12 protein-coding genes and 3 pseudogenes are annotated in these 16,974 nt (G+C 60.6%); 14 read left to right on the top strand and 1 reads right to left on the bottom strand.

The annotated features are described in order from the left end of the window. Positions 1–242: 242 nt before the first annotated feature. The 8 genes and pseudogenes from OMP38_RS06050 to OMP38_RS06015 all read left to right on the top strand — a co-directional run bounded on the left by OMP38_RS06050 (position 243) and on the right by OMP38_RS06015 (position 8,131). Complete coding sequence (locus OMP38_RS06050; RefSeq protein WP_090109932.1) at positions 243–431, top strand: glutamate decarboxylase; 189 nt, start codon at positions 243–245, stop codon at positions 429–431. Positions 432–603: 172 nt separating this feature from the next. Beyond that, positions 604–1,494 (top strand): annotated as a pseudogene (gene accD / locus OMP38_RS06045) (acetyl-CoA carboxylase, carboxyltransferase subunit beta). Continuing rightward, the gene (locus OMP38_RS06040; RefSeq protein ID WP_277564284.1) at positions 1,484–2,449 is read left to right on the top strand and encodes an acetyl-CoA carboxylase carboxyltransferase subunit alpha; all 966 of its coding nucleotides are present in this window, start codon (positions 1,484–1,486) and stop codon (positions 2,447–2,449) included. The pseudogene accD and the gene OMP38_RS06040 overlap by 11 nt, the downstream one beginning before the upstream one ends. Positions 2,450–2,607: 158 nt before the next feature. Next, positions 2,608–4,362, top strand: coding sequence for a pyruvate kinase (gene pyk / locus OMP38_RS06035; RefSeq protein WP_277564283.1), 1,755 nt, complete (start codon positions 2,608–2,610; stop codon positions 4,360–4,362). A gap of 82 nt (positions 4,363–4,444) precedes the next feature. After that, a pseudogene (locus OMP38_RS06030) lies at positions 4,445–4,910 on the top strand (acyl-CoA thioesterase). Between the two features lie 325 nt (positions 4,911–5,235). Beyond that, entirely contained in the window at positions 5,236–5,646 is a 411-nt protein-coding gene (locus tag OMP38_RS06025; RefSeq protein ID WP_277564282.1) for an FxsA family protein, read from the top strand. 91 nt (positions 5,647–5,737) lie between these two features. Further along, positions 5,738–7,888, top strand: coding sequence for a polyphosphate kinase 1 (gene ppk1, locus OMP38_RS06020; protein ID WP_277564281.1), 2,151 nt, complete (start codon positions 5,738–5,740; stop codon positions 7,886–7,888). An 81-nt stretch (positions 7,889–7,969) separates the two neighbouring features. Continuing rightward, a complete protein-coding gene (locus OMP38_RS06015) occupies positions 7,970–8,131 on the top strand; it encodes a mechanosensitive ion channel protein MscL (protein ID WP_090109908.1) in 162 nt (53 codons plus the stop codon). Positions 8,132–8,198: 67 nt separating this feature from the next. On the opposite strand, the gene OMP38_RS06010 is transcribed toward OMP38_RS06015, so the two are convergent. Next, the gene (locus OMP38_RS06010) at positions 8,199–9,752 is read right to left on the bottom strand and encodes a Ppx/GppA phosphatase family protein (RefSeq protein WP_277564280.1); all 1,554 of its coding nucleotides are present in this window, start codon (positions 9,750–9,752) and stop codon (positions 8,199–8,201) included. 186 nt (positions 9,753–9,938) lie between these two features. Here OMP38_RS06010 and OMP38_RS06005 point away from each other — a divergent pair, with 186 nt between their 5' ends. The 6 genes and pseudogenes from OMP38_RS06005 to OMP38_RS05980 all read left to right on the top strand — a co-directional run bounded on the left by OMP38_RS06005 (position 9,939) and on the right by OMP38_RS05980 (position 16,934). Further along, complete coding sequence (locus tag OMP38_RS06005) at positions 9,939–10,190, top strand: hypothetical protein (protein WP_277564279.1); 252 nt, start codon at positions 9,939–9,941, stop codon at positions 10,188–10,190. Positions 10,191–10,568: 378 nt separating this feature from the next. Beyond that, a complete protein-coding gene (gene citZ / locus OMP38_RS06000; RefSeq protein WP_277564278.1) occupies positions 10,569–11,681 on the top strand; it encodes a citrate synthase in 1,113 nt (370 codons plus the stop codon). Positions 11,682–11,827: 146 nt separating this feature from the next. Further along, positions 11,828–13,124, top strand: a pseudogene (icd, locus tag OMP38_RS05995) (NADP-dependent isocitrate dehydrogenase). A 393-nt stretch (positions 13,125–13,517) separates the two neighbouring features. Next, on the top strand, positions 13,518–14,462 hold the full coding sequence (gene mdh, locus OMP38_RS05990) for a malate dehydrogenase (protein ID WP_277564277.1): 945 nt from the start codon (positions 13,518–13,520) through the stop codon (positions 14,460–14,462). A 102-nt stretch (positions 14,463–14,564) separates the two neighbouring features. Beyond that, complete coding sequence (locus OMP38_RS05985) at positions 14,565–15,689, top strand: M24 family metallopeptidase (RefSeq protein ID WP_277564276.1); 1,125 nt, start codon at positions 14,565–14,567, stop codon at positions 15,687–15,689. 12 nt (positions 15,690–15,701) lie between these two features. Beyond that, positions 15,702–16,934 (top strand): aminopeptidase, encoded by a 1,233-nt coding sequence (locus OMP38_RS05980; protein ID WP_277564275.1) that lies wholly within the window; start codon positions 15,702–15,704, stop codon positions 16,932–16,934. The last annotated feature ends 40 nt before the right edge of the window (positions 16,935–16,974 follow it).

Here is a 16,974-nt window from a genome sequence, read left to right as displayed (position 1 = left end):
ACGTCCGGGCCGTTAAATTAAATCTGCACCGCGAACGTACGAATTCCCGGCCGCCCTAATGTCCAGCAAAGCCGCGCCGCAAGCGGACATCGCCGGTGTTTTCGCCGGCCGAACCGCTTCCCGTTGCGCCAAGCCGCGGCCCGCCGGCCCCGTAGCCGTGGCGGCTCACGGTTGCTAGTCCCGATCTTTGTATGCTATCATTTCCTTATTGTAGAATCGATCACCTATGGAGGTACCGCGTCATGTGGACGGTCATTTATATTGCGCCGACCGCCAAGATTGCGGAGCGGATCCAGAGCCGTCTGGAGGGCGAGGGCTTTCTCGTCCGGGTCCGGGCGATCAATCTGGTCAAGCCGCAATACGAGATATTGGTGCCTTCCGGTGAAGTGCAGGAAGTTCAAGAAGTGCTCGGCAGTATATTGCATATGTGACTCATGCGGCAGATTGCCGTCCTTCGCGGGTCGGATCGTCCTATGCATGTCGCGCCTGATAGCTGCGGATTTCGTCCGCGCGGGCCGCGTTTTCTCCGTACGGGACATCCCCGTGCGGAGCACCGCCCGCCGCCGGCGGGACCGCCATTTTTGCGCCTTGTGAGGTGTCGCTGTGTTTAAGGATTTATTCCAGAAGAAGAAATATGCTACCGTACCTTCCGTCTCCCAGGCCCCCCGCGGCAAGCGAGCGGCCGAAGCGCGAGATTCCCGAAGGGCTGATGAACCGCTGCCCTGAAGTGCGGCAACATCCAGTTCAGCAAGGAATGGGAGAAAAACCTCAAGGTGTGCTCCACCTGCGGTCATCATTCGCGCCTCAACGCCCTGGAGCGCATCGCGATGACGCTCGACGACGGGCGTTTTTTTGAGATCGATGCGGACCTCACCTCGGAGGATCCGCTTGAATTCCCCCGGTTACAAAGCCAAGCTCGAGCAGCAGAAGGCCAGCTCCGGCTTGAAGGACGCGGTCGTCACGGGCGAAGGCGAGCTCGGGGGCATCCCGGTCGTCGTCGGCGTCATGAGCTTCGACTTTTTCAGCGGCAGCATGGGATCCGTCGTCGGCGAAAAGGTGACGCGCGCCATCGAGCTTGCCGCCGCGAAGAAGCTTCCGCTGCTGCTGTTCTCTACGTCGGGCGGCGCCCGCATGCAGGAGAGCATCCTGAGCCTGATGCAGATGGCGAAGACGAGCGCGGCGCTCGCGAAGTTCCAGCAAGAAGGCGGACTGTTCATCTCCGTTTTCACCGATCCGACGCTAGGCGGCGTATCTGCCAGCTTCGCGAGCCTTGGCGATTATATTTTGGCCGAGCCGGGCGCGATCGTCGGCTTCGCCGGACGCATCGTCATCGAGCAGACGATCCGGCAGAAGCTGCCCGACAACTTCCAGACGGCCGAGTTCAATCTCAAGCACGGCCAGCTGGACAAGGTCGTGCACCGCAAGGACATGAAGGCCTTTTTGACCAAGCTGCTCGACATGCATGTCGCAGGAGGTGCTTCAGATGGACAATAAGCTCCCCTTCGAAGGCCCGCTGTCCGAGCAGCGCCGCAAGATCGACCATCTCAAAAAAGTCGGCGTCGAGCAGAACATCGACTTCAGCGAGGAGATCGCCCGGCTCGAAGAGGCTTACAAGAAGCTTGAAGACGAGATATACAGCAACCTGTCCGGCGCTCAGATCATGCATCTGGCCCGTGTGCACGCGAGGCCGACGACGCTCGATTACATCAACGAGATTTTCGAGGATTTCATCGAGCTTCACGGCGACCGGCTGTATGGGGACGATCTGGCGATCGTCGGCGGCATCGCGAAGCTGAACGGCGTGCCGGTGACGGTCGTCGGCCATCAGCGGGGCAAAGATACGAAGGACAACATTCAGCGGTTTTTCGGCAGTCCGCATCCCGAAGGCTTCCGCAAAGCGCTGCGCTTCATGCAGCAGGCGAACAAGTTCGGCCGGCCGATCATCACCTTCATCGATACCAAGGGAGCCTATCCCGGCGATTCCGCAGAGGCAAGGGGGCAGTCCGAAGCGATCGCCCGCAACCTCAAGGAAATGGCGCTGCTCCGGGTCCCCGTCATCTGCGTCGTCATCGGCGAAGGCGGAAGCGGCGGCGCGCTCGCGCTCGGCGTCGGCAATCGCGTCCTGATGCTGGAAAATTCGATCTACTCGGTCATTTCGCCTAACGGGGCGGCATCGATCCTCTGGAAGGACGCTTCCAAAGCCGATCAGGCAGCCGAGGCGATGAAGATCACGGCCAAGGATTTGCTCGAATTCGGCATCATCGAGGAGATCGTCCCCGAGCCCAAGGGCGGCGCGCACCTGGATCCCGCCAAGACGGCCGAGGCCGTCAAGACCGCGATCTGGCGCCATCTCGAGGAGCTGTCGGACATGACGCCGGAGGCGCTCGTAGAGGATCGCTACCGCAAGTTCCGCAGCGTGGGCAAGTTCGCCGCGCCAGAGTTGGTGTGAGCATGACCAGGCGCCCTTCCGATCCTCGGACGGGCGTTCGGCATGATATTTAAGTCATCAATGCCGCGCGGGGCGTCTGAATCGGCGTCCGGGCGGGCACAATCGGTGGTATACGGCATGATCCGTCCGCCCGACATCCAATGGAGGTTATCTTAACCATGCGCAAAACGAAAATCGTCTGTACGATCGGCCCATCCAGCGAATCGCTCGAAAACACGAAAAAACTGATTAACGCCGGCATGAACGTCGCCCGCTTGAACTTTTCTCACGGCGACTACGAAGAGCACGGCAACCGGATCAAAAACATCCGCCAGGCTTGCGAGGAGCTTGGAAAGACCGTCGCCATCCTGCTCGACACCAAGGGACCCGAGATTCGTCTCGGCAAGCTGAAGGAAGAGCCGATCGAGCTGGTGGCCGGCGAGCACATCACGCTCACGACCGAAGAGATCCTCGGCGACCGCGATCGCATCCCGGTTACCTACAAAGACCTGCCGGGCGACGTGCACGTCGGATCCACGATCCTGATCGACGACGGCCTCATCGGCCTGACGGTCACCAAGGTCGAAGGCACCGAGATCGAGTGCCAGATCGTCAACAGCGGCCCGATCAAGAGCAAGAAGGGCGTCAACGTACCGGGCGTCGCCATCTCCATGCCGGGTATCACCGAGAAGGACGCCAACGACATCCGCTTCGGCATCGAGCAGGGCGTAGACTTCATCGCCGCTTCGTTCGTCCGCCGCGCGAGCGACGTGCTCGAGATCCGCGAGCTGCTCGAGAAGCATGATGCGCGCTATATCCAGATCATCTCCAAGATCGAGAACCAGCAAGGCGTGGACAACCTCGACGAGATCCTCGAAGTCTCCGACGGCCTGATGGTCGCGCGGGGCGACCTGGGCGTCGAGATCCCGGCCGAAGAAGTGCCGCTCGTGCAAAAGCAAATGATCGAGAAGTGCAACCGCGTCGGCAAGCCGGTCATCACGGCGACCCAGATGCTCGACTCGATGCAGCGCAACCCGCGCCCGACGCGCGCGGAAGCGTCCGACGTGGCCAACGCCATTTTCGACGGCACCGACGCCATCATGCTTTCCGGCGAGACGGCAGCGGGCAAGTACCCGGTCGAATCGGTTCAGACGATGTCCCGCATCGCCGAGCGCGCCGAGTCCGCCCTCCGTTATCGCGAGATCTTCACGAAGCAGGCCGAAGCCCAGCAGACGACCGTCACCGAAGCGATCAGCCAAGCGGTCGCCAACTCGTCGCTCGACCTGAACGCGAAGGCGATCGTCACTTCCACGGAGAGCGGCTATACGGCGCGGATGGTGTCCAAGTACCGCCCGAAGTCCCCGATCATCGCCGTGACGCCGGTCGAGCAAGTTCGCCGCCGCCTGCAGCTCGTGTGGGGCGTCATCACGGTGGACGGCAAGTCCGCTTCCACGATCGACGAGATGGTTGACATCGCCGTTCAGGGCGCGATCCACTCCGGCATCGTGCGCCTGGGCGATACCGTCATCATCACGGCGGGCGTACCGGTCGGCCGCTCCGGCACGACGAACCTGATCAAGATCCACAACATCGGCGAGCTTATCGCCAAGGGACAGGGCATCGGATCGCAGAGCGCGACCGGACGCGTCGTCATCGCGACTTCGCCGGACGAAGCCATCAGCAAGATGACCGAGGGCGCTATTCTCGTCAGCCCGGCGACTGACAAGGAGTATATGCCGGCCATTCAACAAGCGGCAGCCGTCATCACCGAGACGGGCGGCATCACGTCGCATACGGCGGTCGTCGGCCTGAACCTCGGTATTCCGGTCATCATCGGCGTCGAGAACGCGACGCAGCTGCTGCACGACGGCATGGAGATCACGCTGTACGCGGAGCACGGCGTCATCTACACCGGACAAGCCAAGGTACTTTAATAAAACGACCAACGGGACGACAGACGGAGCAAGCTCCGCTTGCGTCCCTCTTTCTTTTGAACGAACGAAGGAGGATTAGGCAATGGCAAGCGCATGGCTCCTGCACCCGCTTCGAGTGAGGTATCAGGAATGCGATCAAATGGGCGTCGTGTACCACGCAAATTACGTGAACTGGTTCGAGATCGGACGAACCGAATGGGTGAGGCGGATTGGCTGCGACTACCGGGCGATCGAGACGAGGGGGGCTGCTGCTGCCGCTCGTCAAGCTCGACGTTAACTTCACGCAGCCGGCCCGTTACGACGATTGGGTCACGATATGCACGCGGGTCGCGGACAAGACGGCGCTGAGGATCGAGTTCGAATCGCGGATTATGAAGGGCGATTTGACGGCCAGCGTCGGACGGGTATCCAAGGACGATCCGGCGGGAGAGCTGCTCGTGTCGGGCAGCACGAAGCACGTATGGGTGAATAAGGAGTGGAAGCCGGTCCGGCTCGACCGTGAATTGCCGGAGGTTTGGGCTGCGTTCAAGGCGCTGGCGGAAGCGTAGCGAGCTCTTTTTGCCCTTTTGAACGGCATCCCGTTTGCGCAGGAGGCGGCACTGCGCCTTCGCTGCTTTTGAACGATATCCCTTTCGACCAAAGCTGCGATCCGATCCGCTCAGCTTGGCGGTCCATCGCTTGCCGACAGAGCGGGCTTGCGCAACGTCGTGCGCCTGTGCGAAGGGGATACCGTTAAAACAGGCGGGAGACTTGTGCCGTAGCCAACCTCCAATCACGGACGAAGCATCTGCGCAAGGATCCGTCGGCCAGATGCTTCCTGCAACGGGGGAATGCGAGCCGGCGTATTAGAGAGCACAAAGAGAGGTGTTTGCCATGCTGCTAAAACGCTTGATGTGGATCGTGATCGTCTTCGTCCTGCTGGAAGCGTGCGGCATTTATATCGTGCAGCGATGGATCGGCGGTTGGCCCACCTTCCTGCTGCTGCTGGCCGGCGCAGTCGTCGGCGCGCTGCTCATGCAATCCGAAGGCCGCAAAGTATGGGGCGAAGCGCGACGCCAGCTCTCGTCCGGCCAGATGCCGGGACACGCGATCTTGGACGGCATTTGCGTGCTTGCCGGCGGACTGCTGCTGATCGTGCCGGGATTTCTGTCCGATCTTGTCGGTCTAGCGATGCTGTTGCCGTGGACGCGCTCGCTTTTCAGGCTGGGGCTATACGGATGGCTGGCCGCCAAGGTGCAGTCCGGCTCGTTCCGGATATCGGGCGGCGGTTTTCGAAGATTTTGACGATGAAGGATCAGAACCGCGCGATTTTACATTCTCTTCATGTTCGATTGACGCTGCGATAACATCCTTCTAACATAATGGGCATAAGACTGTGAATAGACTTCGCGCAGCGCAATGGTTCGATTCTAAAAGGGGGAGAGCGACACGAATGCACGGATCCCAAAAGTACATTAACAGGGACCTCAGCTGGACGGAATTCAACCGGCGCGTTTTGGAGGAAGCCGAGGACCCAGGTACGCCATTGCTCGAAAGATTTCAATTCTTGTCGATCGTGGCGAGCAATCTGGACGAGTTCATGAGCGTTCGCGTAGCCGGACTTCGCGAGCAGCTCAAGGCCGGATTCAACAAGCCGGACTTTACCGGATACACGCAAGGCGGCTTGCTCAAGCGCCTGTCCAAGCGAGTCGGGCGCATGGTGAGGCTCCAGTACAAGACCTATAGAGAACTGCTGCGCTTGCTTTCCAAGGAAAATATCGCGCTCGCGTCTTGGGACGATCTGAACGGCGAGCAGCAAGAGGCGATGACGGTCTATTTTCAGGAGATCGTCTTCCCGGTATTGACGCCGATGGCGGTCGACACGAGCCGGCCGTTTCCGCTGCTCCACAACAAGGAGCTTTATTTGGCGGTCGTATTGAGGCCCGAGGGCGTGGAAGGACCGACGCAGGAGAACGGGATTTATTTTGCCATCGTGCAGGTGCCGTCTATTCTATCGAGAACGGTAGAGGTCACCAAGCGCAAAGGAAGTCGCAAAAACGCTTATCTGCTCCTGGAGGAGCTGATCCGGGTGCAGATCGGACAGCTGTTCAGCGGGTACGCGACCGAATCGGTGCACGCGTTTCGCGTGACCCGCAATGCCGACCTTGCGCTGAACGAGGAAGGCGCGGAAGACCTGCTCAAGGAGATGGAAAAGGAGCTGCGGCGCAGGCGGAGAGGATTCCCCGTTCGGCTGGAGATCGAGAAGGGGATGTCGATTCAGGCCAGGGAGCTGCTCATGGAGGAGCTCGAAGTCGGCGAGGAGGAAATTTTCGAGATCGACGGACCGCTCGACCTGACGTTCCTCTCGAAGTTTACGGGATCGCTTCCCAATATGGAGCAGCTGCGATATCCGCCTATCGAGCCCGTATACCCGGCCGCCTTCGACGTCTCGGAGGACATCCTTTCCGTGCTGCGGGAGCGGGGAGACGCGCTTGTCTATCATCCTTACGAATCGTTCGAGGTCGTCAACGATTTTATCAGCGAAGCCGCGGAGGATCCGGACGTGCTCGCGATCAAGATGACGCTCTACCGGGTCAGCGTCAATTCGGTGCTCGTTCAGGCGCTCGCGCGAGCTGCCGAGTCGGGCAAGCAGGTAACGGTCGTCGTCGAGATCAAGGCCAGATTCGACGAGGCGCGTAATATTGCCTGGGCCAAGCAGTTGGAGCGCGCGGGCTGTCACGTCGTCTACGGCCTGGTCGGTCTGAAAACGCATGCCAAGATCACGCTCGTCGTGCGCCGGGAGGCCGGCTCGCTGCGGCGGTACGTGCACGTAGGCACGGGCAATTATAATGAAAATACCGCAAAGCTCTACACCGACGCCGGATTGTTCACCTGTCATCCGTGGATCGGCGCGGACGCTTCGGCGCTTTTTAACGAGATGACCGGCTATTCTACGCCCCACGACTGGCGCGCGTTCGCGGTCGCGCCTGCGGGTCTCCGCCCTCGGCTGTACGAGCTGATCGACCGCGAGATCTCGTGCGCAAAGCAAGGCAAGCCGGCGCGGATCGTGGCGAAAATCAATTCCCTATCCAGCCAGCCTATGGTGGATAAGCTGTACGAAGCGTCGCAGGCGGGCGTCAAAGTGGACCTGATCGTGCGCGGCGTATGCTGCCTGCGGCCCGGCGTGCCGGGACTGAGCGACAACGTGCGCGTCGTCAGCATCGTGGACCGTTTCCTCGAGCATTCCCGCATCCTGTACGTGTCCGCGGACGGCGAGGATGAGGTGTTTATCTCGAGCGCGGACTGGATGAGCCGCAACTTGAGCCGCCGCGTCGAGCTGCTTTGCCCGGTATACGATCGCGGACTCCGGCTTGCGCTCCGCAACATGCTGGAGCTGAACTTGCAGGATAACGTCAAAGCCAGGGAGCTCCTGCCTTCGGGCGGCTACGTTCGCGTCCAGAACGAGCAGCCGCCGCTGCGCAGCCAGTTCGCTTCCAGCGACATTCCGCTCTGGAAGACGGTCGCCGACGCCAAAGATTTCACATGAATAACCACTTCGTCTAATCTGCCATTTACATTCCCCGCATAAGATAAGATTGCGGGATGGAAATGGAGAGGAGGGACGAGGATGATCGAATTCGATGTCATCGTCGGCGGCGAAGTCAAGGAGACGCTCAGGCCGAACACGTCGAGGCTGAAGGAAGTATACGACTACATCAACGAGCAGATGAAGCTGATGCGAGGGAAATACGGTTACGAAGTAAGAGTGATGCGCAGAATTTTATATTAAAAAAAAAGGAAGCCCGAAGGCGTCCTTTTTTTTTATGGCGGGATATAAGCAAACATCCGGAGGAGAGCTAGACAAGGCGAAGCGTTGGCGTCAGTCCCCAGCATTTCTTGAAGTCCTTGGCAAGCGCCTGAACTTCCGTCGTCTCGACGGGCAGCGCATGGCTGGCCGCGGCTTCAAGCAGCAGGCGGCCGCCTGCGCCGCCGGTGACGCCGGTGACGCAGGTGACGCGAAGCGACGTGATCGCTTGGGATTCGCTGCGATCGAGCGCCGCGGCAAGCTGCAGCAGCATGCCGAGCTTGGCGCATAGCTCTTCGTCGCCGGGGCGGACCAGCGCACGGTAGCCGGCGAGGCTCCGCTTCAGCGCGTTCGCATTGCGATAGGAGGCGATCGCCGCGACGAGCAGCTTTTCGCGATGGGACATGCCGTTCCAGTGCGCATGCATGAGGATATAGAACGTATGCTGAGCGCAATCGTTATAATCGAGCACGGCTCCGATTCGGAACAGCCGGGATGCCGCGCTCAGCAAGCGGCGCCAGTCGGCAGGCACTTCGAATCCTGGCGCCAGCTGGTCGTAAAGGGCGAGCGAGAGCCGGTTTACCTGGACGAGATGGCTTAATGGCGCTCCGGGGTACAGGGCGCATAGATTGCGAATGCTTTCTTCCGCAACGGCGTCTTCGCCGTCCATCTGCAGATCGGGCAGGCAGGTATCGTAGAAGAGGCCGTCCCTAAGACCTGCGCCGCAAACGACGATGCCGGAAGAGCTGCAGACGCGCAGCACGGCTTGAAGGATGACGAGCCCGGGCACGATGACGTCCGCGCGGTCCTTGGACAAGCCGGGAAGCTTCCGACGTTTCTCGACCGTGAGGGGCGCTAGCAGTTCAATGGCGGAAGTGAGGTTTTCCGACGGAATCTCATACCCGTGCAGATTGGCGAAAGGGTATTCGTCCAGCCGCTGGCGCAGCTTGCCGAGCGCGCGCACGGTGCCGCCCAGCCCGATGATCGGGAGTCCGGGGTGCTGGGAGATCCAGGATTGCGCCGACAGCTTGTCCAAAATGTCGGACTCCATCGCGTCGAGCATCGTCTTGGCGACGGGCCCTTCGCCGAGCCCGAATCGGGTAGACGTATTGACGCAGCCGATGGGAAAAGAAACCGAGGCGACGATCTGCCGATTGCGAAGCAGCGTGATCTCCGTGCTGCCGCCGCCGATATCGACGACGAAGCCGTCCTCGATGTTCATCGTCCGCAGCATGGCGAGGCTGCCGAGCCGGGCTTCCTCTTCGCCGGGCAGCAGCTCGATGACAAGGCCCGTCTCTTCGAACAGCGCGGACAGCGCCTGGTCCCGGTTCGTCGCTTGGCGCACAGCGGCCGTCGCGACCGTGCGGATGCGCTCCACGCCGTGGATGCGGCAGATGCGCTTGTAGTGGCGCAGCACCTCTCCGAGCTCGGACACGGCTTCGGCCGGAAGCCTGCCGTCCGTCGTAAGGCGCTGGCTCAGCCTGGCCGGCCATCGGCCCTGATCGATGACGCGATAGGCGCCATCTTCGGTCACGCGGTAGACCGACAGACGAACCGTATTGGAACCGATATCGATCATGCCCGTAGTTTGGGCTGTGAATGGCATAATATCCTCCTCCGGCAGCGTTCGCGCTGAAGCGGGCGTCCGCCCTGAACGCTTTATCGCTCTATTCTAACATCACCGGCCCTTGCGCAAAAGCGCCGTGCGTGCCGCCGATGCGCGAATGGGCATAAATCCGCGCAGCGCTTGGACACAATAACTTGTAACATCAGTCAGCGCGGGGAGGATCTTATGGGAAAATCCAAGTATTACGTGTCGGTCCAGGCCAGGACGATCAATACGCAACGCGGCGACGCCGCGTACGAGTTCGAGATCGAGGCGGGCGAAGAAGAGCTGGTTCAGCTGCAGGAGCTGTTCGATTCGATGGACGAATTCGACCAGGCCGGCTTTTGGCGTTCGCATCAGCCTTTTTTTGGAGTACAGCCACGATCCGGAAAACGACGGCTACGATTACTACCTCAAAGAAATTTATCGCCGTCTTAGCGATTGGGGCACGGAGGAGACTAAGCGCCATATCGATACGATGGACGTCGGTTCGATGTGATCGCCGCAATTGATCCTTGCGAAGATTAACGCGGCGATTCAAGTGTCTCGGAATCGCCGCGCCGACGCGTCAGCGCGCGAATGTGAGAGTATTCGTCTATATATGCGATAAAGCATTTTTATGCTTCGTTCGGTTCCATTCCCAATTGAAATCGTTTATCATTATATGAGGCTTTAAAAACCGAAAGTAATATGGGTTTACGCGGACATAGCGGAAGGCAAGCTTGAAGGTGCGTCCGAACCGCCGGCCCCGAAATTCCGTAAAGCGCATCGTGCGCTTATTTGATTCGTTATCTTGGAATTGAAGGAGAGAGAACCATGACAGCTACCAAAGGCCTTGAAGGAATCGTCGCCGCATCCTCGTCCATCAGTTCCATTATCGACGGCGTGCTGACGTACCGCGGGTACAACATCGACGAGCTGGCCGAGAAGGCGAGCTTTGAAGAAGTCGCATATCTGCTCTGGAATGGCAAACTCCCGACGCAAAGCGAGCTGGACGCGCTGAAGTCGCAGTTGAGCGAAGCCGCTGCGGTGCCGGGCGAAGTCATCGACGGCCTTCGTCTTTATCCGAAGGGCGCGAACTCGATGGCGGCGCTGCGCACGGCGATCTCCAGCCTTGCGCTGTACGATGCCGAAGCGAACGATCCGGGCAAGGAAGCCAACTACCGCAAGGCGATCAAGCTGCAAGCCCAGATGGGCACCGTGATCGCCGCCTTCGCGCGCTTGCGCCAAGGCAAAGAGCCAGTCGCGCCGAAGTCGGGCGTCGGCGTCGCCCATAACTTCCTGTACATGCTGACCGGCGAAGAGCCGTCCGAAGTCGCGGTGACCGCGCTCGACAAGGCGCTCGTCCTGCACGCGGACCACGAGCTTAACGCTTCGACGTTCGCCGCGCGCGTCACCGTCGCGACGCTGTCGGATATTTACTCCGGCGTCACGTCCGCGATCGGCGCGCTCAAAGGCCCGCTGCACGGCGGCGCCAACGAAGCGGTTATGGTCATGCTGGACGAGATCGGCACGCTGGACAACGTCGAGCCCTACATCCAGAACAAGCTTAACAACAAAGAGAAGATCATGGGCTTCGGCCACCGCGTCTACCGCACGGGCGACCCGCGCGCCAAGCACCTGATGCAAATGTCCAAAAACCTGAGCGAACTGAACGGCGACAGCCGCTTGTACGACATGTCCGTTCGCATCGAAGAGCTCGTGACCGGCCAGAAGGGCCTGAAGCCGAACGTCGACTTCTACTCCGCTTCCTGCTACACGCTCCTCGGCATTCCGCGCGACTTGTTTACGCCGATCTTCGCCATCAGCCGCGTATCGGGCTGGACCGCGCACATTCTCGAGCAGCTCGCCGACAACCGTCTGATCCGTCCTCGCGCGGAGTACGTCGGCCCTGTCGATCAGCACTACGTGCCGGTCGACGAGCGTTAATCGACCAGTCCAACGGCGTGCCGTACGACCATCCGGTTGCGCGGCGCGCCGGTTTGACGCGGGTTTCCGCGCCTTTGCGAGCGGGAACGCCGACGTTTGCATTCTTTTCCATCCATCACTTTTAAATTCCAGGAGGCTACCCATCCATGCAACTCGAAAAATTCGAACTGCCGCAAGCCGGCGAACCGATCAAAGTCGACCAAAACGGCGTCCTGAACGTCCCTAACAACCCGATCATTCCGTTTATCGAAGGCGACGGGACGGGCCGAGACATCTGGCGCGCTTCCAAGCGCGTGCTCGACGCAGCCGTTGAAAAAGCATACGGCGGCGAAAAGCAAATCGCCTGGTACGAAGTATTCGCCGGCGAAAAGGCGTTCAACGCATACGGCGAATGGCTGCCGGCAGACACGCTGACCGCGATCCGCGAATACATCATCGCGATCAAGGGCCCGCTGACCACGCCGATCGGCGGCGGCATCCGCTCCCTGAACGTCGCGCTTCGCCAAGAGCTTGACCTGTACGTGTGCCTGCGTCCGGTTCGCTACTTCGACGGCGTGCCTTCGCCGGTCAAGCGTCCCGAGCTGGTCGACATGGTCATCTTCCGCGAAAACACCGAGGACATCTACGCCGGTATCGAGTATCAAGCCGAGACTGCCGACGCGAAGAAGGTCATCGAGTTCCTGCAGCAGCAAATGGGCGTCAAGAAGATCCGTTTCCCGGAAACTTCGGGCATCGGCATCAAGCCGGTATCCAAGGACGGCTCCGAGCGCCTGATCCGCGCCGCGATCGAATATGCGATCAAGCACAAGCGCAAGTCGGTCACGCTGGTGCACAAGGGCAACATCATGAAGTTCACCGAGGGCGCGTTCAAGAACTGGGGCTACGAGCTGGCTGAGCGCGAGTTCGGCGACCAAGTGTTCACTTGGAACCAATACGACGCCATCAAGGCGGAGCAAGGCGAAGAAGCGGCTAACGCTGCGCAAAAGTCCGCGCTGGCCGAAGGCAAGATCCTCGTGAAGGACGCGATCGCCGACATCGCGCTGCAGCAAGTGCTGACGCGTCCGACGGACTTCGACGTCATCGCGACGCTGAACCTGAACGGCGACTACCTGTCCGACGCCCTGGCTGCTCAAGTCGGCGGCATCGGCATCGCGCCGGGCGCGAACATCAACTACATGACGGGCCACGCGATCTTCGAAGCGACGCATGGCACCGCTCCTGAAGTACGCCGACAAGGACGTCGTCAACCCGGGCTCCGTCATTCTGTCCGGCGTCATGATGTTCGAACACCTCGGCTGGCTCGAAGCGGCCGACCTGATCTACAAGGGGCTGGAAAAGTCCATCAACAGCAAGATCGTCACGTACGACTTCGCGCGTCTGATGGAAGGCGCGACCGAGGTCAAGTGCTCGGCGTTCGCGGATGAAATCATTAAGAATATGTAGTTTTTTTCGGGGGCATGCCCCCGTTTCCCCCTTCCCCTTGCGGGGATGCACAATCCCATAGATCCCCCATTCGGGGATACGACAACCCCCCTAGATCCCCCCTTCGGGGATGCACAACCCCCCTAGATCCCCCTTCAAAGGGGGACTCCGAGGGCTTTGCCCTCTGGACACCCTGCTGAATAACGGCTGGGGGACAGAGGTGCGTGCGCGTGGGTTAGATGGGGGAGAAGAACGTTAAATAACAGTCCTCTTCGTCGGTGCTTATGGTGTCGGCGAGGGGGGACTGTTTCTTATCAGTAAGCCTGAACGGCGGATAAACCGGTTCGAGGGAAGAGTAAGGCAGGCGAGGTAACGGGTACTCTATTCGTGAGGAACTTCTAGGAGGGAATTCGAATGGCAATGAAACGGGCGAAAATTACGGTCGTGGGCGCCGGATTTACGGGCGCGACAACGGCGTTGATGCTGGCGCAGAAGGAACTGGGGGACGTCGTGCTGGTCGATATCCCGCAGCTAGAGAACCCGACGAAGGGCAAGGCGCTGGATATCGCCGAAGCGGCGCCGGTTCAGGGCTACGATACCAAAATCGTCGGCACCGCGGACTACGCGGATTCGGCCGATTCGGACGTCGTCATCATTACGGCCGGCATCGCGCGCAAGCCGGGGATGAGCCGCGACGATCTGGTGAGCACGAACGCGGGCATCGTCAAGTCCGTCTGCGAAAACGTGAAGGCGACCAGCCCGAGCGCTTATGTCATCATCCTTTCCAACCCGGTCGACGCGATGACTTATGTCGCCAACAAAGCGCTCGGTTTTCCTAAAAACCGCGTCATCGGCCAATCCGGCGTGCTGGACACCGCCCGCTACAATACCTTCCTTGCCCAAGCGCTGAATGTCTCCGTGGAAGACGTGCGCGGCGTCGTGCTGGGCGGGCATGGCGACGACATGGTTCCGCTCGTGCGCTACACGACGGTCGGCGGCATCCCGATCGAGCAGCTGCTGCCGAAGGACGAGATCGATGCGATCGTCGCGCGCACGCGCGTCGGCGGCGGCGAGATCGTCAGCCTGCTCGGCAACGGCAGCGCCTATTACGCGCCGGCAGCCTCGCTCGTCCAGATGACCGAAGCGATCTTGAAGGATAAAAAGCGGATCCTTCCGGTCATCGCCTTGCTGCAAGGCGAATACGGATACGACAATCTGTTCATGGGCGTCCTGGCCGTGCTCGGCGGCGACGGCATCGAGAAGGTTTTCGAGCTCGACTTGACCGAAGAAGAAAAGGCGGCGCTCGCCAAGTCCGCGGATTCGGTCCGAAACGTCATCAAGATCGTCGAAAACGCCTGATCGACCGCAGCGGCTGCTCGCGCATTCCCCCGACTCCAAGGTCCGACGACCTTGGAGTTGTTTATGATGAGGCGCACAGAATACGAAAGGGAGATGATCCGATTGTCATCGGAAGTATATAAGGAGCGAAGAGATCGGCTTATTTCCTATATGGAAAAAGAAGGGGTTCGAATCGGCCTGGTGACTTCGCCTACGAATGTCGCCTATCTCACGGGCTTCGCTTGCAATCCGCACGAACGATTCCTGGCGCTCGCGCTTGACGGCGCGAATCGCGCTACGAAGCTGTTCGTACCGCTGCTGGACGCGATGGCTGCCGAAGAAGCGGCGCCGGGCCTCGCGATCGTGCCGATCTCGGACGTCGACGACGCTTATGAGCTGCTAGGCGGCCAGATGCCTGCAACAGGCGTGGCATCGATCGGCGTCGAGAAAGGAACGGTCTCGCTGGCCAAGGCAGAACGGCTCCAGGCGGTTTATCCCGGCGCCGGCTTTGCCGATCTGGAGCAGGCGATTCTGGACATGCGAATCGTCAAGAGCGCGGACGAGATCGGCCGGATTCAGCGGGCGGTCGATATCGTCGAGGGAGTCATGGGACACGCGGTCTCGCAGGTTCGCGTCGGGATGACCGAGCTTGCGCTGGCCGCGGAGATCGAGCGCAAGATGAGAGCGCTCGGCGCGGATCGTCCGGCGTTCGAGACGATCGTGCTGACGGGCGCGCGTACGGCGCTGCCCCACGGCGTGCCGGGCCAGCACGAGATTCGTCATGGCGACTTTTTGCTTATCGACATCGGCGTACAGGCCGGCGGCTATTGCTCCGACATCACGCGGACTTTCGTCGTGGGCGAAGCTTCGGAGGCGCAGCGTGCCATTTACGATGCGGTGCTGGCTGCCAACGAGGCGGGCATCGAAGCGTCCGCGGCCGGCGTACCCGTGTCCGCTGTCGATGCGGCTGCGCGCGAGACGATCGAGAAGGCCGGCTTCGGGCCGCTGTTCACGCATCGGGTCGGGCATGGCTTCGGCATGGACATTCACGAGCAGCCGTCCATGTCGGGGGCTAACGGCACGCTTTTGGCGCCGGGCATGGTGTTCACGGTCGAACCGGGCGTTTACGATTCGGTCGTAGGCGGCGTTCGAATCGAAGATGACGTCTATATCCAAGATAACGGCACGGCAGGCGTGCTCACGCGTTATCCGAAGCAATTGACCGTCATTGCAGTTGAAGATCTTTAAGGAGGGCTTTTCATGAGCGATTTTGCGCAAAAGTTGGATCGTTATGCCGAACTGATCGTCAAAGTCGGCGCCAACGTGCAGCCAGGCCAGACTGTCGCGGTCAACGCGTCCCTGGACAGCGCGGAGCTGGCAAGGCTGGTCGTGCGAAAGGCATACGAGGCGGGCGCGCGTAACGTAAAGGTGTTTTGGACGGACGAGGTCGTCACGAGACTGAAATACGATCTGGCTCCGGACGAGGCGTTTTTGGAGGAACCGAAGTGGTCGGCGGCGGAGAAGCTGGAGCTCGCCCGGGCAGGTGCGGCTTCGATCAATCTGATGTCGGACGACCCGGACCTGCTAAGCGGCGTGCCGGGCGAGCGGATCGCCAACGCCCAGAAGGCGGCAAGCCGCGTCATGAAGGACTATCGCGTGCTGTCGCGGGGCTTCAAGTTCAGCTGGACGATCGCGACGGCGCCGTCGAAGGGCTGGGCGGACAAAGTGTTTCCGGACGCGCCCGAGGCCGAGCGGATCGGCCTGCTGTGGGAAGCGATCTTCAAGCTCGTTCGCGCCGACCGCGAGGATACGCTGGCCGCATGGGAGTCGCATCTCGCCGACTTGAAGCGCAGAGCGGATATTTTGAACGCCAAGCAGTATCGCGTGCTTCGTTACGCGGCTCCAGGCACCGATCTGACGATCGAGCTTCCGAGCGACCATGTATGGCTCGGCGGGCGCAAGCAAAACGCCGACGGCGTCTGGTTCGTGCCGAATCTGCCGACAGAAGAGGTGTACACGGCGCCGAATCGGGGCGGCGTGCGGGGCACGGTGTCAAGCACGAAGCCGCTCAGCTACGCCGGGCAAATCATTGACGGCTTTACCTTCGAGTTTGAAGGGGGCCGGGCGATTCGCACTTCGGCAGCTAGAGGCGCCGAAGCGCTCGCGACGCTGGTGCAAATGGACGAGGGCGCCGCCTATCTCGGCGAAGTCGCGCTCGTGCCGCATCGGTCGCCGATCTCGGACAGCGGCCTGCTGTTTTACAAGACGCTCTTCGACGAAAATGCGTCCTGCCACCTGGCCGTAGGCGGCGCGTACTCCTCCTGCGTCGCGGGCGGGGCTGACATGAGCCAAGAGGAACTGTCGGCCCGCGGCTTGAACAACAGTACGGTTCATACCGATTTCATGGTGGGTTCGGGCGAACTGGACATCTTCGGCGTCACCGCGGACGGCAGCGAAGAGCAAGTGTTCGTCAAGGGCGCATGGGCGTTTTAAAACGAGACCTGCACGGCCCTTTTTACTTGTCCGCCCGGTT

The organism is Cohnella ginsengisoli (assembly GCF_029525555.1).
Taxonomy (GTDB): Bacteria; Bacillota; Bacilli; order Paenibacillales; family Paenibacillaceae; genus Cohnella; species Cohnella ginsengisoli.
Note: the sequence above shows the minus strand (reverse complement) of the source record. Positions and strands in the feature narration are given on the sequence as shown.

Bases quoted from the DNA above. Each gene is read 5' to 3' on its own strand.
- OMP38_RS06015 (WP_090109908.1), top strand. From the start codon at position 7,970: ATGATCGAATTCGATGTCATCGTCGGCGGCGAAGTCAAGGAGACGCTC.
- mdh (WP_277564277.1), top strand. From the start codon at position 13,518: ATGGCAATGAAACGGGCGAAAATTACGGTCGTGGGCGCCGGATTTACG.
- OMP38_RS05980 (WP_277564275.1), top strand. From the start codon at position 15,702: ATGAGCGATTTTGCGCAAAAGTTGGATCGTTATGCCGAACTGATCGTC.
- pyk (WP_277564283.1), top strand. From the start codon at position 2,608: ATGCGCAAAACGAAAATCGTCTGTACGATCGGCCCATCCAGCGAATCG.
- OMP38_RS06050 (WP_090109932.1), top strand. From the start codon at position 243: ATGTGGACGGTCATTTATATTGCGCCGACCGCCAAGATTGCGGAGCGG.
- OMP38_RS06025 (WP_277564282.1), top strand. From the start codon at position 5,236: ATGCTGCTAAAACGCTTGATGTGGATCGTGATCGTCTTCGTCCTGCTG.
- OMP38_RS06040 (WP_277564284.1), top strand. From the start codon at position 1,484: ATGGACAATAAGCTCCCCTTCGAAGGCCCGCTGTCCGAGCAGCGCCGC.
- OMP38_RS06005 (WP_277564279.1), top strand. From the start codon at position 9,939: ATGGGAAAATCCAAGTATTACGTGTCGGTCCAGGCCAGGACGATCAAT.
- OMP38_RS06010 (WP_277564280.1), bottom strand. From the start codon at position 9,752: ATGCCATTCACAGCCCAAACTACGGGCATGATCGATATCGGTTCCAAT.
- citZ (WP_277564278.1), top strand. From the start codon at position 10,569: ATGACAGCTACCAAAGGCCTTGAAGGAATCGTCGCCGCATCCTCGTCC.